General features: G+C 71.2%; 11 protein-coding genes. 10 read left to right on the forward strand and 1 reads right to left on the reverse strand.

Translation table 11 applies throughout. The annotated features are described in order from the left end of the window. Nucleotide 1: 1 nt before the first annotated feature. Nucleotides 2–832: a class I SAM-dependent methyltransferase gene (locus tag LO772_RS24990; protein ID WP_231774276.1), complete on the reverse strand. Its 831-nt coding sequence runs from the start codon at nucleotides 830–832 to the stop codon at nucleotides 2–4. Nucleotides 833–1,157: 325 nt separating this feature from the next. On the opposite strand from LO772_RS24990, the gene rpsA reads away from it, so the two are divergent. From rpsA to uvrB, 10 genes are all read left to right on the forward strand, one after another. Continuing rightward, nucleotides 1,158–2,645, forward strand: coding sequence for a 30S ribosomal protein S1 (rpsA, locus tag LO772_RS24995; RefSeq protein ID WP_231774277.1), 1,488 nt, complete (start codon nucleotides 1,158–1,160; stop codon nucleotides 2,643–2,645). Nucleotides 2,646–3,538: 893 nt separating this feature from the next. Beyond that, on the forward strand, nucleotides 3,539–4,789 hold the full coding sequence (locus LO772_RS25000; RefSeq protein WP_443089312.1) for an MFS transporter: 1,251 nt from the start codon (nucleotides 3,539–3,541) through the stop codon (nucleotides 4,787–4,789). Beyond that, complete coding sequence (locus tag LO772_RS25005; RefSeq protein ID WP_331717265.1) at nucleotides 4,782–5,858, forward strand: TolB family protein; 1,077 nt, start codon at nucleotides 4,782–4,784, stop codon at nucleotides 5,856–5,858. The genes LO772_RS25000 and LO772_RS25005 overlap by 8 nt, the downstream gene beginning before the upstream one ends. 495 nt (nucleotides 5,859–6,353) lie before the next feature. Next, nucleotides 6,354–6,767 carry a phosphatase PAP2 family protein gene (locus LO772_RS25010; RefSeq protein ID WP_331717266.1) on the forward strand — a complete coding sequence of 138 codons (414 nt, stop codon included), beginning with the start codon at nucleotides 6,354–6,356 and terminating at the stop codon, nucleotides 6,765–6,767. 4 nt (nucleotides 6,768–6,771) lie between these two features. After that, on the forward strand, nucleotides 6,772–7,722 hold the full coding sequence (locus LO772_RS25015) for a decaprenyl-phosphate phosphoribosyltransferase (protein ID WP_231774280.1): 951 nt from the start codon (nucleotides 6,772–6,774) through the stop codon (nucleotides 7,720–7,722). Next, nucleotides 7,715–9,103: an FAD-binding oxidoreductase gene (locus LO772_RS25020; RefSeq protein ID WP_231774281.1), complete on the forward strand. Its 1,389-nt coding sequence runs from the start codon at nucleotides 7,715–7,717 to the stop codon at nucleotides 9,101–9,103. The genes LO772_RS25015 and LO772_RS25020 overlap by 8 nt, the downstream gene beginning before the upstream one ends. Nucleotides 9,104–9,151: 48 nt before the next feature. Next, nucleotides 9,152–9,907, forward strand: coding sequence for a decaprenylphospho-beta-D-erythro-pentofuranosid-2-ulose 2-reductase (locus LO772_RS25025; RefSeq protein WP_231774282.1), 756 nt, complete (start codon nucleotides 9,152–9,154; stop codon nucleotides 9,905–9,907). An 88-nt stretch (nucleotides 9,908–9,995) separates the two neighbouring features. Then, on the forward strand, nucleotides 9,996–10,607 hold the full coding sequence (coaE, locus tag LO772_RS25030) for a dephospho-CoA kinase (protein ID WP_231774283.1): 612 nt from the start codon (nucleotides 9,996–9,998) through the stop codon (nucleotides 10,605–10,607). Between the two features lie 218 nt (nucleotides 10,608–10,825). Next, a complete protein-coding gene (locus LO772_RS25035; protein ID WP_231774284.1) occupies nucleotides 10,826–12,907 on the forward strand; it encodes a hypothetical protein in 2,082 nt (693 codons plus the stop codon). A 71-nt stretch (nucleotides 12,908–12,978) separates the two neighbouring features. Beyond that, the gene (uvrB, locus tag LO772_RS25040; RefSeq protein ID WP_231774285.1) at nucleotides 12,979–15,060 is read left to right on the forward strand and encodes an excinuclease ABC subunit UvrB; all 2,082 of its coding nucleotides are present in this window, start codon (nucleotides 12,979–12,981) and stop codon (nucleotides 15,058–15,060) included. Nucleotides 15,061–15,255 lie beyond the last annotated feature (195 nt).

Consider the following 15,255-nt stretch of genomic DNA (forward strand, 5'->3'; position numbering starts at 1 on the left):
ATCAGTCCCGGTCGCAGACGAAGATCGCCGTCCCCGGGATCCGCCGCCCCCGCGTCGGGCTCCAGCCGCCCCACACCTGCGCCAGATCCTCGGGCCACTCCGGTTCGACGAGGTCGACCAGCCGGAACCCCGCCGCCGCGACCTCGCGGACCCGCATCCCGAGGGTCCTGTGGAACTCGACATATGTCGCCTCGCCGGCGTCGTTCTGCTCGACGTACGGCGTGGTGTCGAAGTACGAGTGCGTCGCGGTCAGCCCGGCCTCGCCCGGGTCGTCGGGAAAAGCCCATCTGAGGGGGTGCGAGAGCGAGAAAACCCATCGCCCGCCGGGTTTGAGGACGCGGTGCACCTCGCGCATGATGCCGCCGCCGTCGGGGCTGAACGGCAGCGCGCCGTACGCGGAGAACGCCAGGTCGAAGGCGCCGTCGCGGAACGGGAGCGCGGCGGCGTCCGCCTGCACGGCCGGTACGGCGGTGCCGTGGGCGAGGTCGATCCGCCGCGCGTGCTGCAACTGCCGGAACGACAGGTCGAGTGCCACGGGCGACGCGCCGCGCGCCAGGAGGCTGCGCGAGCACTGCGCGGCGCCCGCGCCGACCTCCAGGACGCGTCGTCCGGCCACCTCGCCGAGCAGCCGGGCGCCCTGCTCGTCGAGGCCCTCCGGACCCCACACAAAGCGGGTGTCGCCGAGGAAATCCCCGTGCTCGGCCTGGTAGTCGTCGGCGTTGGCGTCCCACCAGGAACGCCCGGCGCGCACACTCTCGGCGGGCCCGACGGCGCGGCGCCCGACGCCGCCCAAGGCCGCGCCCACCGGTTCGCCCGGCCCGGTCTCCTGCATAGGAATCGCCTCACGTGCTGTTGTTCGGGATCGGGGTACGTTATCGTGCCGCCCGTGCGGGATTGGTTGCGGCGGGCGCCGCACCGCTGTATGGGCGCGTCGTGGGCGCCCACCCGCCCGTTGCCTCGCGCGTTGACCGCGCTCTGACGGCCCCGTATGCTGCAAGTTGCGCCGCGGGCCTGCGTGAACTCAGACGGAGCAGGTCGCGCTCACCTTTGTCGTTCCGTTCGGTCAATCCGCTTGGCTGTCAGTCCGACAGGGCGAAACCGGGTCCTGGAGCGTGGTATTACCGACGACTTCTGTCCGTACCGGAGCCCTTTCCCACATGACGAGCAGCACCGAGGCCACTCGAACCACCCCGCAGGTGGCGGTCAACGACATCGGTTCCGAGGAAGCTTTCCTCGCGGCGATCGATGAGACGATCAAGTACTTCAACGACGGCGACATCGTGGATGGCGTGATCGTCAAGGTCGACCGGGACGAGGTCCTGCTCGACATCGGTTACAAGACCGAAGGCGTCATTCCGTCCCGCGAGCTCTCCATCAAGCACGACGTGGACCCCCACGAGGTTGTCGCGGTCGGCGACAACATCGAGGCCCTCGTCCTCCAGAAGGAGGACAAGGAAGGCCGCCTGATCCTCTCGAAGAAGCGCGCGCAGTACGAGCGTGCGTGGGGCACCATCGAGAAGATCAAGGAGGAGGACGGCATCGTCACCGGTACCGTCATCGAGGTCGTCAAGGGCGGCCTCATCCTCGACATCGGCCTCCGCGGCTTCCTTCCCGCGTCGCTCGTCGAGATGCGCCGCGTCCGCGACCTCCAGCCGTACGTCGGCAAGGAGCTCGAAGCCAAGATCATCGAGCTGGACAAGAACCGCAACAACGTGGTCCTGTCCCGCCGCGCGTGGCTCGAGCAGACCCAGTCCGAGGTGCGCCAGACGTTCCTCACGACCCTGCAGAAGGGTCAGGTCCGCACGGGCGTCGTGTCCTCGATCGTCAACTTCGGTGCGTTCGTCGACCTCGGCGGCGTCGACGGCCTGGTGCACGTCTCCGAGCTGTCCTGGAAGCACATCGACCACCCGTCCGAGGTTGTCGAGGTCGGCCAGGAGGTCACGGTCGAGGTCCTGGACGTCGACATGGACCGCGAGCGCGTCTCCCTGTCGCTGAAGGCGACCCAGGAAGACCCGTGGCAGCAGTTCGCCCGCACGCACCAGATCGGCCAGGTCGTCCCGGGCAAGGTCACCAAGCTGGTGCCGTTCGGTGCGTTCGTCCGCGTCGACGAGGGCATCGAGGGCCTGGTCCACATCTCCGAGCTGGCCGAGCGCCACGTGGAGATCCCGGAGCAGGTCGTCCAGGTCGGCGACGAGATCTTCGTCAAGGTCATCGACATCGACCTGGAGCGCCGCCGCATCAGCCTGTCGCTGAAGCAGGCCAACGAGGCCTTCGGCGCCGACCCGAACGAAGCCGAGTTCGACCCGACGCTGTACGGCATGGCGGCGACGTACGACGACGCGGGGAACTACATCTACCCCGAGGGCTTCGACCCGGAGACCAACGACTGGCTCGAGGGCTACGACAAGCAGCGCGAGGAGTGGGAGCGGCAGTACGCCGAGGCCCAGCAGCGCTTCGAGTCGCACCAGGCCCAGGTCGTCAAGGCCCGCGAGGCCGAGGCCGAGGCGGCGGCCGAGTCCGGCAACGCCGGCGGCGGCTCCTACTCGTCGGCCCCGGCCGAGCCCCAGTCCGGCGGCGGCGGAGCCCTCGCCTCCGACGAGGCCCTGGCGGCCCTCCGCGAGAAGCTCGCGGGCGGCCAGAGCTGACGCTCTGACGCGGTAGCACCCCCGGAAGGCCCCGCCCACCAGCGGGGCCTTCCGCATGCACCGCCACATCCGCGGCCCGAGGCCGACACCGCCACCCGGTCCGGCGACGCCGCCGCCGACCAGCGCGGGCACCGCCCCCGGGATCATCGCGCTCGTCACCGCGACTTCGAGCGCGCGATCCTCCAGGCGAGGCCGACCCCGTCCCCGGCTCAGCCGTCCCGGCATACCGACGCGGCCCACCGACCCGACGCGGCGCCCCTCGCGCCCCCACCGCGCACACGCTCACCGCCGGGCCGACGGCCCACCATCACGACGCCCCGACCCCACGTGTTGCCGAGCCCGCCCCGCTTCCCGGGCCATCCCCGGGCGGAGCCGACAGCGGCCCCGGGCGTGCCGACGCGGTTCGCCCACCGGCGCGACGATCCGGCGCCGTCGCCGGGGACGCGCTCACCGCCGGGACCGCGGCACCCGTCACCACGCCTTGGTCTCACGCGTCGCCGCGCCCAGCCCCGTTGCGCGGGCGATCCTCGGGTGGGGCCGACGGCCTCCCCGGGCGGGTCGTTCGGGCACGCCGACCCGGCGCGGCGGCTGGGCACCCCGCCGGGACCACCGCACCCATCACCACGCCGCCCTCACCCGTCTCCACGGTTCGGGCTTGCCGACGCGGTTCGCCGACCCGGCGTGGCGGCGTGGCGGCCTGCCGGGACCGCGGCACCCGTCACCACGTCCCACCGCGTTGTGCGGGCCGTCCCCGGGCGGAGTCGACCGTGTCCATCGTCTTGCCGCGGTGCCGCGTCGCGTTGCGGTGTGCTCCGGTGGTTTCGTCCCGGTGCCGGGTTGTGGCCGTTAGGGTTTGGCCGGGGTGGGTGACGGCCGGAGGGGGCCGGTGCGGCGTGTATGTGTCGTTCAGTCGGGGGCAGGACGCTGGTCGAGTCGGCACGGGCGGGAGGTCACGGGCCCGTGGCGTGGTCACGGCCAACGTCGTCGCGCTCGGTGTGGTCAGCCTCGTCACGGACATCTCGTCGGAGATGGTCACCGCGGTCATGCCGGTGTACCTCGTCTCGGGCCTGGGCCTGTCGATCCTCTATTTCGGCTTTCTCGACGGCCTCTTCTCCGGCGTCACGGTCTTCCTGCGGCTCGTCGGCGGGCACGTCGCCGATCGGTTCTCGGCACGCAAGAAGGTCGCCGCGGCCGGCTACGGGCTGTCGGCGGTCAGCAGGCTGGGGCTTCCGCTCGTGGGCGCGTCGGTGCCGGGGATCGGCACGATGCTCGCGGTCGACCGCGCCGGCAAAGGCCTGCGGACGGCCCCCCGCGACGCGCTGATCTCGCTGTCCAGCACGCCCGAGGCGCAGGGGCGCGCGTTCGGAGTGCACCGGGCGTTGGACACCGCCGGAGCGTTCACCGGACCCCTGACCGCGTTCCTCATCCTGTCCGCGGTCGCGACGGCGTACGACGCGGTCTTCGTCGTGAGCTTCTGCATCGGCGTCGCCGGACTACTCGTCCTGCTGCTGTTCGTCCGCGACCGCCCCGGTGCGCCGGAGCAGGCGCGGGCGGCCTCGTGGCGCGCGGGCGTGCGGCTGCTCGGCGACGTGCCGTTCCGCAGGCTGTGCGTCTGCGCGGCCCTGCTCGGTGTGGCCACCGTGAGCGACGCGTTCGTCTACCTGGTGCTGCAGCGCGAACTCGCGATCGCCGCCTCGTGGTTCCCGCTGCTGCCGCTCGGTACGGCCGGGGTCTATTTGCTGCTCGCGATCCCGGTCGGCCGGTTCGCGGACCGGTTCGGGCGCCGCCGGGTGTTCCTCGCCGGGCACGTGGTGCTCGGCGGGGTGTACGTGCTGCTCGCGGGGCCTTTCGGCGGTGCCGGGCTGCTCGTGGGCGCACTCGCCCTGCACGGCGTGTTCTACGCGATGACGGACGGGGTGCTGATGGCCGCCGCCGGGGCGGGGCTGCCGCCCGCGCTGCGCACGAGCGGGCTCGCGGTGCTGCAGACCGGTCAGGCGGCCGGTCGGTTCGTGTCGTCCGTCGCGTTCGGGTGGGCGTGGACGCGGTGGGGCCCGGAGGGGGCCGTGGCGTGGTCGGGGGCGCTGCTCGCGGCGGCGCTGGTGGTGAGTGCGGTGGTGCTGGGAGGGGCGCGGGGACGTGGATGACAGCGAGCACCAGGGGGCGGCCGTCGGGGAGGAGCCGGTCCGGGCGGTGTTCACGCGCGGACGGCTGCTGGTGTTCGCGCTGGCACTCGCCGTGCTGGCGGGGGTGGGCGTCGCGTACACCCTGCACGCCGTCGAGCGGGAGGACCGCGAGAGGTACGGCGGTGACGGCACCGCTCCCGGCGCGGCGCCGCTGACGCTGCCGGGCCCGCCCCGCCTGCTGTTCCGCAGCACCGAGTCCGGCCCGGGGTACGGCCACCTGGCGACCGTGTCGGCCGCCGATCCCGGGGGGCCGCGGCAGGTCGGCGACCGCACCTGCGATCGCGTGTACGCGGCGGCGGGGACAGCGCTGTGCCTGACGGCCGACCGCGGCGTCGTGACGCACAACTACGCGGTGGTCCTGGATGCCGGGCTGCGGGAGGTCCGCCGCGTCGAACTGTCCGGCACACCGAACCGCGCGCGTCTGTCCGCGTCGGGCCGCATGGCGTCGTGGACGGTGTTCGTGTACGGCGACTCGTACGCCGGAACGTCGTTCTCGACGCGCACGTCGATCCTCGACACGCAAACGGGAGCGCTGGTCGCGTCGCTGGAGGACTTCGCGGTGACGCGCGACGGCAAGGACGTCCGGGCCGTCGACCGCAACTTCTGGGGCGTCACCTTCACCTCCGACGACAACGTGTTCTACGCGACCATGTCGACCTTCTCACCCGCCCGGACGTACCTCGTGCGCGGCGATGTGCGGGCACGGGAGATGACGGTGCTGCGTGAGAACGTGGAGTGCCCGTCGCTGTCGCCCGACGGCACCCGTCTGGCGTTCAAGAAGAAGGTCTCCGACGACGCGCGGGCGCCGTGGCGGCTGTACGTGCTGGATCTGGCGACCGGCGCGGAGACCGCGTTGGCCGAGCGGCACAGCGTCGACGACCAGGCGGTGTGGCTCGACGAGCGGACCGTGGCCTACAGCCTCCCGGCCGGCTCCGGCGCGGTGACCGACGTGTGGGCGGTTCCCTCGGACGGCACGGGGTCACCCGTGCGGCTGATCGCGGGGGGTTCCTCCCCGGTGCCGCTGGGGTGAACAACCGATCGTGGAACGGGTCGGGTATTGCCACAGTTCTGTCACAAGAGCGCAGAGTGATCGACTGAAAGCGCTTGCATCAGACACGCTCTGACCTGCGAGGACCGTACTGCGTTCGGGTTCCGCGCGGGGCGCTTCGTCCGGGGGACGGGTAGCCGTGCGGGCGGAGCCCGTAGCAACGTTTCGCGTACTCTAAGGCCTTTGGCGCCTGCTGCGCGGCTTCCCGTTGGTACGGGTCATGCGCGCGTACGCGGTGAGCCGGGCCGGGACCGACGACCGACGAGAACAGCGCTCGGGGGCCGGTCTTCCGGTGCCGTCGCGACATGTGGAATGAGGATTCGTATGGCCTCTGGTGGGTTTCCGGCCACCGGGCAGGTAGTGAACATGGTCACCGGGACGGATGTCGCCCTGTACCGCGGTGTACGCGGTCGGACCGGGCACCCGGTGGTCCAGAGGGCCAGCAAGGCCCTTTCCTTCGCGGGCGAGCACGGTGGCGTGTTCCTCGCGACCGGTCTTGTCGGCGCGGCCTGCGACAAGAACCGCCGGTCGCAGTGGCTCCGCGCCACGGCGACAATCGCCACCGCACACGCGGCCAGCATGGCGCTCAAGCGCGTCGTGCGCCGGCCGCGCCCGAACTTCGAGGGGCTCGAACCGCTGGTGCGGACCGCGGGACGGCACAGTTTTCCGTCGTCCCATTCCGTGTCGGCCGCCGCGTCCGTCGTCGCCTTCCGTGGCCTGGTGCCTGCCAAGGTCACCGTGCCCACTGCCGTCGCGATGGGTTTCTCGCGGCTCGTGGTGGGCGTCCACTACCCGACCGACGTCATCGGCGGCGCGGCGATGGGCGCCGCCGCCGCCCAGCTGAGCCGGTCGTGGTCACAGCGCGCCACTTCCGTACCGAAGGGGATCTGAAGACGTGAGCACGTCCGAGATCGAAGCGTCGCCGCAGGCCGCCGCCGATTCGCTGGAGGCACCGCCGCGGCGTCCCAGAGGGGGACTCCCGGGCGGGCTCGTCAAGCTCGCGCGGCCCAAGCAGTGGGTCAAGAACGTCCTCGTCTTCGCGGCCCCCCTCGCGGCGGGCCGGATCGACGAGTGGGACGTGCTGCGCCAGTGCATCTACGTCTTCGCGATCTTCTGTCTCGCGGCGGCGTCGATCTACTACGTCAACGACGCGGCCGACGTGGAGTCGGACCGGCGGCACCCGAAGAAGCGCAACCGGCCGATCGCGTCGGGGGCGGTGCCGGTCAAGCTGGCGTGGGCGCTCGGGCCGGTCCTCGCGGTGGGTTCCGTCGTGCTCGCCGTCGTGCTGTGCAACCGGAACACCGCGCTGGTCGTCGGCCTGTACATCGTGCTGAACCTGTTCTACTGCTTCGCGTTCAAGCACGTGCTGGTGCTCGACCTGATGATGGTCGCCTCCGGCTTCCTGTTCCGCGCGATGATCGGCGGCCTCGCGGCCGAACTGCCGCTGTCGCGCTGGTTCCTGCTGACCGCCGGTTTCGGCTCGCTGTTCATGGTCGCCGGCAAGCGGTACTCGGAGATGGTCCTCATGGGCGAGGAAGCGGCGAAGACCCGCGCCTCGCTTGCCAATTACTCGATCACCTACCTGCGCTTCGTGTGGCAGATGGCGGTCGCGGTCACGGTGCTGACGTACAGCCTGTGGGCCTTCGAGATCCCGCAGGGCGACGCGACGCTGGCCTGGCAGCAGCTCTCCCTGGTGCCCTTCGGCTTCGTCCTGCTGCGGTACGCCCTTTACGTCGACGCGGGAACCGCGGGCGCGCCGGAGGACGTTGTCCTGAAGGACAAAGTCATCGTCGGACTCGGTCTCGCGTGGCTGATCATGTTCGTTCTTGGAGTGTTCCATGTCTGACGGCCCCTCGGCCGATTTCTTCCCCGCTGCCCGGCGCACGGCGCTGCACGGTTGGGGACGCACCGCCCCGACCGTCGCCGACGTCGTCACCCCGATGACGCGTGAGCAGGTCGTCGGCGCGCTGCGCCGGCGTTCCGAACGCGGCGTCATCGCCCGGGGGCTGGGCCGCAGTTACGGCGACCCGGCGCAGAACGGCGGCGGCCTCGTCCTCGACATGACGGCGCTGAACCGCGTGCTCGACGCCGACCTGGAGCAGGGGATCGTCACCGCCGAGGCGGGCGTGAGCCTGGACCGGCTGATCGAACTCTTCGTGCCGTTCGGGTTCTTCGTACCGGTGACCCCCGGCACGCGGCAGGTGACCGTCGGCGGCGCGATCGGCGCCGACGTGCACGGCAAGAACCACCACGCGGACGGCAGCTTCTGCGACCACGTGCTGTCGATGGACCTGCTGCTCGCCGACGGCACCGTGCGCACGGTCACCCCCGAGGACGACCCCGAGCTGTTCTGGGCGACCGCGGGCGGCATGGGTCTGACCGGCATCGTGCTCTCCGCGGTGATCCGGATGACCCCCATCGAGACCTCGCTCGTGTCGGTCGACACCGACCGCACGAAGGATCTCGACGAGATCATGGCCCTGATGGCCGAGACGGACGAGAAATACCGCTACACCGTCGCGTGGCTCGACTGCCTCGCCAAGGGCCGCAACCTGGGCCGGTCGGTGCTCACCTGCGGCGAGTTCGCCCGCCTCGACGACCTGCCGGCCCGCAAGCGCGCCAAGCCGCTGCGGTTCAAGAGCGGTTCGCTGGTGACCGTCCCGGACGTGATCCCCGGCCGCCTGCCGAACAAATTCACCATGGGCCTGTTCAACGAGATGTGGTACCGCAAGGCACCGCAGCACAAGGTCGGGCAGCTCCAGAGCATTTCGGCGTTCTTCCACCCGCTGGACGCGATCCAGGAGTGGAACCGCGCGTACGGCAAGACGGGCTTCCTGCAGTACCAGTTCGTCATGCCGTTCGAGCGCGAGGAGGCGCTGCGCAAGGCCGTCGAGAAGATCAGCGCGGCCGGTGCGCCGTCGTCGCTGACGGTGCTCAAGCGCTTCGGCCCCGGGAACCGCGGCTACCTGTCGTTCCCGAAGCCGGGATGGACGCTGACGCTGGACTTCCCGACCAACACCCCCGGCCTCGCCCGGCTGCTGCACGAGCTGGACGAACTGGTGCTGTCCAACGACGGGCGCCTGTACCTCGCGAAGGACTCGCGGATGGACCCCGCGGACATGGGCCGGATGTACCCGCGTCTGGAGGAGTTCCGCACCCTTCGCGCCAAGGTGGATCCGGACGGGGTGTTCGTCTCCGACCAGGCGCGCCGCCTCGGCCTCGCCTGACCGGGGCGGACCGGGTTCCGGCCACGCCACTCACTCAAAGGAAATACGGTGAAAGACGCTTTGGGCGCACCGCAGTCACTCCTGATTCTCGGCGGAACCTCCGAGATCGCGCTCCACACGGCCCGCAAGATGGTCGACGAGCGCGTACGCCGGGTCGTCCTGGCCGGGCGTCCCTCCGAAGCACTCGACCGGGCCGCCGAGGGCCTGCGGCGGCAGGGGGCGAACGTCGAGGTCGTCGCGTTCGACGCGGCCGAGCCGGAAACCCACGAGAAGACCATCGACGGGGTGTTCGCCGACGGTGACATCGACGTCGTGCTGCTGGCCTTCGGGGTGCTCGGCGACCAGGAGTCCGACGAGCAGGACCCGGTCGCGGCGGCCAAGGTCGCGCAGGTCAACTACGTCGGCGGTGTCTCGGCGGGGCTCGCGACGGTGAAGGCGCTGCGCCGCCAGGGCCACGGCTCGCTCGCGGTGATCTCGTCGGTCGCCGCGGAGCGCGCCCGGAAGGCCAACTTCATCTACGGCTCCTCGAAGGCCGGGCTGGACGCGTTCGCGCAGGGCCTCGCCGACAAGGTGCACGGCACCGGCGTCCACGTCATGGTGGTGCGCCCGGGGTTCGTGAAGACGAAGATGACCGAGGGCATGCCGGACGGACCGATGGCGACCACGCCGGACGTCGTCGCGGACGGCATCGTCAAGGGGCTCCGCAAGGGCTCCACGACGGTCTGGGTACCGGGGCAACTGCGGTACGTCTTCTCGGTGCTGCGCCACGTGCCGCGTCCGATCTTCCGCAAGCTGCCGATCTGATCGGCGGGTTCGCGCGGCGTTGAACGCGGACGGCGGTCCTTCGGGACCGCCGTCCGCGTCGGCGCTCCGCGCACTAGGCTTCCGTGCCATGGTCAACGTGGGGCTCACCGGCGGTATCGGATGCGGCAAGAGCGAGGTGTCCAAGCGGCTCGCGGCGTACGGCGCGGTGGTGATCGACTCCGACCTGATCGCCCGTGAGGTGGTCGAGCCCGGCACCCCCGGACTCGCCGCGGTGGTCGCGGAGTTCGGCGAGGACGTGCTCGCCCCGGACGGCACGCTGGACCGTCCCAAACTCGGCGCGCTGGTCTTCTCCGACGCCGACCGCCTCGCCGCGCTCAACGCGATCGTGCACCCGCTGGTGGGCGCGCGCGCGGCCGAGCTGGCGGCACAGGCGGCGGGCGAGGGCAGGGTGCTCGTCAACGACATCCCGCTGCTGGCCGAGACGAACGCGAAGAAGCGCTTCGACCTCGTCGTGGTCGTCGACGCGGCGCCGGAGACCCAGCTGGACCGGCTGGTCCGCCTGCGCGGCATGACCGAGCAGGACGCCCGCAACCGCATGGCCGCGCAGGCGACGCGCGCCGAACGCCTCGCGATCGCCGACGTCGTCATCGACAACGACGGGCCGATCGAGGCGCTCGAACCCCAGGTGCGCGCGTTGTGGGAGCGCCTGACGGGTACCGGGCCCGAGCACTCGGCGTGAGCGTGCGGAGGCGCCCCGCGCGACCGTCGCCGCGTAGCGTCGGCCCGTACGACTGACCGCACCACCGGCCGTGCCGGCGGATCCCGCGCGGCCCGACGCGCGTGATCCGACACACGCAGCAGGCTTCCACCCGCTTCCCTCCGCCGGCCCCGGCGGCGGGGCGCCACCGCGATTGCGAAGGACACGATGGCCATCCTCGGGTCGAGGACGACAACCCGATGACGGACAACACCGCCGACGGCGAAGACCCCCGCGACAACCGCGAGTCGCCCGCCGAGCCGGCCGACGGCGGCGCCGTCCCCCCGGCCGGTCGCCCCCGCGCGACCGCCCCGGCGGCACCGGTCGGCCAGGCCGCCGGGCGCGGCGCACCCACCGCGCCCGGCGACGGTACGGCGGCCGGACCGGCGGCGGTCGCGGTGGCCGAGCGGCCCCCCGGCACCGACCCGCCCGCCTCCCCGGCGGGTCCGTGGTGGCGCAGGTACACGCCGTCCCGGGACGCCTGGGACCGCCGCCGCGTCGCGCGGGTCGCCTTCGCGGTCGCGTGGCCGCTGCTGCTGGCGACATGGCTGACGGCGTACGTCGGCCGTTACGGGTTCGCACCGATGGACCAGGGCTTCACCCAGGCCCTGACCTGGCGGATCCTGCACGGGGAGGTGCCGCACGCGGACTTCTTCTCGCCGCGCCCGGCCGGGTCGGCGCTGTTCCACATCGTCGACTTCGCGATCCCCGGGCCGCTCATGCTGGTCCAGGCGTGGATCGCGACGCTGCAGTTCGCGGTGTCCGCGATCGCGCTGGCGGTCCTGGTCACCGGCCGCCCGTGGACGCGTTTCGGGCCGCTGCTGATCGGCCTGACCGCCGCCGCGACGATGGTCAACCTGCACATGTGGGCGGCCATGACGTGGCACACCACCGACGGCATCTTCTTCGCGAGCCTCGGCTGGTGCCTGATCGACCGCGGCGTGCGCCGCGACAGCTCCGCGATGCGCCGCTGGGGGCTGTTCCTGGCGGGGTACGCGGTCATATGCAAGCAGAGCTTCGCCCCCGTCGCCCTCGTCGCGCTCGCGATGGTGTACCTGCACCCCCGCCGCACCGGCCGCGTCACGGTGCGCGGCGTCGTGCGCGACCTGGCCGCGCTGGCCGCCGGTCCGTTCGCGTACGTCGTGTGGGTCGTGCTCGCCGGCGGCACCGCCGAGCTGCCGGACCAGCTCCTGGGCACCGACAGCGTGTGGGGCGAGCGCGTCCTGACGATGCTGCCCGACATGCTGGACCACGCACCGCGCGAGGCCCGCTGGCTGTGGGTGTTCCTCGCGGCGCTCGCCGCCGTGGCCGCGGCCCGGCTGGTCGCCCGGCACGCGGCCGACGGCCCGGTGCGCCGCGTCGCGGAGTGGGCCGACCCGGTCGCGTGCGTGGTCGCGACCGCGGCGGTGGTGGCCGTACCGGCGCAGGCCAAGCTGATCTTCGCCGAGGTCGCGTACTCGGTGGTCCTGTGGTGGATGCTGGTCGCCGCCGTGGTCGTCGACCTGATCGTGGGCCGGCGCGTCCTGACCGCCGCGCTGCCGGTGCTCGCCCTCGGCTGGATGGTCAGCCTGTCGTACGGCTACGACGTGCCCGCGCTGATCGGCGGGTCGCTCGCGCTCACCACCCTGGTCGTGCTGTGGCGCGGCGCGGCCTCCCCGGGCCCGATGGCGGTCGCCGCGGCGTCGCCCGCACGCCGGGCGGTGTACGTCCGGGCCGCCGCGCTGACCTGTGCCGGCGTCCTGGTCGTCGGGACCGGCGCGGTCAAGCTGCTGGACGTGCGCGACGGCAACAGCTACATCGACAGTGGCCGCCCGTACCTGACGCAGGACATGGGCACGGTGTCGCCGGAGATGCGCGGCATCCGCACGAGCCCGGGGGACCGGCGCTACATGGAGCAGGTGCGCGACTGCGTCAAGGCGCGGCCCGCGAAGTGGGTGGCGGTCCTCCCGGACACCTCGGTGGCGTATCCGGTGTTCAAACTGCGCAACCCCTTCCCGATGGACTGGCTGTACTTCATGGAGGTCACCAACCCCGAGGCCGAGAAGCTGATGGTCAAGCGCGCCAAGGAGCTGGACAAGGAGGGCGACTACCTGGTCCTGTTCCAGACGATCGACGTGCGCTTCGTCGCGGTGCCGGGCTACGTCCCCAAGCACGTTCCGGCGAACCAGCCGATCATCAAGTGGACGCCTCGCAACATCGAGGTGCGCGTCAAGCGCGAGCTGCACGGCGAGGTGTTCTCGTGCGGGTCCTTCGTGGCCGTGTGGGCGCCGCCGCGGACGTGACCCTCCGCGGTCGGGCGGGCGCGGCCGGCGGCCCCGCCGCGGATGTCGGAGCCAGGTCGTACGGTTGACGCGTGCGACCCATCACGGACCTCGAACGCAAGGTGGCGCCCTTCCAGGTCGTCAGCCCCTACCAGCCCAACGGCGACCAGCCGACGGCGATCGACGACCTCGAGCGGCGCGTGCGCGCCGACGAGAAGGACATCGTGCTGCTCGGCGCGACCGGCACGGGCAAGTCGGCGACGACCGCGTGGATGATCGAGCGGCTGCAGCGACCGACGCTCGTCATGGCGCCCAACAAGACCCTCGCGGCGCAGCTCGCCAACGAATTCCGGGAGCTGCTGCCCAACAACGCCGTCGAGTACTTCGTCTCGTACTACGACTACTACCAGCCCGAGGCGTACATCGCGCAGACGGACACCTACATCGAGAAGGACTCCTCGATCAACGAGGAGGTCGAGCGGCTGCGGCACTCGACCACCAACTCGCTGCTGACCCGGCGCGACGTCGTGGTGGTCGCGTCCGTGTCGTGCATCTACGGCCTCGGCACGCCGCAGGAGTACGTCGACCGCATGGTGTCGCTCAAAGTCGGCGAGGAGATCGACCGCGACGCGCTGCTGCGGCGCTTCGTGGACATCCAATATGCGCGCAATGACGTCGCGTTCACGCGCGGTACCTTCCGGGTCCGCGGCGACACCATCGAGATCTTCCCGGTCTACGAGGAGCTCGCGGTGCGCATCGAGATGTTCGGCGACGAGATCGAGTCGCTGATGACGCTGCACCCGCTCACCGGCGAAGTCGTCACCAACGACGAGCAGCTGTACGTGTTCCCGGCGACACACTACGTCGCCGGACCGGAGCGCATGGAGCGCGCGATCAGCGGCATCGAGGTCGAGCTGGCCGACCAACTGGCCCGGTTCGAGAAGCAGGGCAAGCTCCTGGAGGCGCAGCGGCTGCGCATGCGCACGACGTACGACATCGAGATGATGCGCCAGATCGGCACGTGCTCGGGCATCGAGAACTACTCGCGGCACATCGACGGCCGCGAGGCGGGCAGCGCGCCGAACACCCTGCTCGACTACTTCCCCGAGGACTTCCTGCTGGTCATCGACGAGTCGCACCAGACCGTGCCGCAGATCGGCGCGATGTTCGAGGGCGACATGTCCCGCAAGCGCAACCTGGTGGACCACGGGTTCCGGCTGCCGTCCGCGGTCGACAACCGCCCGCTGAAGTGGGAGGAGTTCCTCGAGCGCATCGGCCAGACCGTCTACCTGTCGGCGACGCCCGGGCCGTACGAGATGTCGCGCGGCGACGGCGTCGTCGAGCAGGTCATCCGCCCCACCGGGCTGATCGACCCCGAGGTGATCGTCAAGCCGACCGAGGGGCAGATCGACGACCTGGTCCACGAGATCCGCAAGCGCGCCGAGCGCGACGAGCGGGTGCTGGTCACGACGCTGACCAAGAAGATGTCGGAAGACCTCACCGACTACCTGCTCGAACTGGGGATCCGGGTGCGCTACCTGCACAGCGACATCGACACGCTCCGGCGCGTCGAGTTGCTGCGCGAGCTGCGGTTGGGCGAGTTCGACGTGCTGGTCGGCATCAACCTGCTGCGCGAGGGCCTGGACCTGCCCGAGGTGTCGCTGGTCGCGATCCTCGACGCCGACAAGGAGGGCTTCCTGCGGTCGGGCACGTCGCTGATCCAGACCATCGGCCGCGCGGCACGCAACGTGTCCGGGCAGGTGCACATGTACGCGGACCGCATCACGCCGTCGATGGAGAAGGCCATCGACGAGACGAACCGGCGGCGTGAGAAGCAGGTCGCGTACAACACCGAGCACGGCATCGACCCGCAGCCGCTGCGCAAGAAGATCGTCGACATCCTCGACATGATCGCGCGCGAGGACGCCGACACCGCGCAGCTGATGTCGGGCGGCAAGGGGCGTGCGAAGGCCCCGGTGCCGTCGTCCGGGCGGCGGATGCCGGACACCAAGGACATGCCGGCCGCGGACCTCACCGACCTCATCGGGCAGCTCACCGAGCAGATGCACGCCGCGGCGGCCGAGCTGCAGTTCGAGCTGGCGGCGCGGCTGCGCGACGAGGTCGGCGAGCTGAAGAAGGAGCTGCGCGGTATGAAGGCCGCGGGGATGGCGTAGGGGCCGTGCGCGGCGTCGGTCCGGGGGGTGCCCGTGACCGTCGGTGTGCGAGGCGATCAGGGAGACTGCCCGTTTCCGGATCGGCGGAACCGTTTACCGGCTGAATCGGTCCACACCAGAGGGAACGACCCGTCGAATCGAATCGTCATGAACGATAGGTTCATCAGGGATAAGTGCTCGGCGGAATCTCCCCCA

Source organism: Yinghuangia sp. ASG 101, from assembly GCF_021165735.1.
Taxonomy (GTDB): Bacteria; Actinomycetota; Actinomycetes; order Streptomycetales; family Streptomycetaceae; genus Yinghuangia.

Bases quoted from the DNA above. Each gene is read 5' to 3' on its own strand.
- LO772_RS25020 (WP_231774281.1), top strand. From the start codon at position 7,715: ATGTCTGACGGCCCCTCGGCCGATTTCTTCCCCGCTGCCCGGCGCACG.
- rpsA (WP_231774277.1), top strand. From the start codon at position 1,158: ATGACGAGCAGCACCGAGGCCACTCGAACCACCCCGCAGGTGGCGGTC.
- LO772_RS24990 (WP_231774276.1), bottom strand. From the start codon at position 832: ATGCAGGAGACCGGGCCGGGCGAACCGGTGGGCGCGGCCTTGGGCGGC.
- coaE (WP_231774283.1), top strand. From the start codon at position 9,996: ATGGTCAACGTGGGGCTCACCGGCGGTATCGGATGCGGCAAGAGCGAG.
- LO772_RS25035 (WP_231774284.1), top strand. From the start codon at position 10,826: ATGACGGACAACACCGCCGACGGCGAAGACCCCCGCGACAACCGCGAG.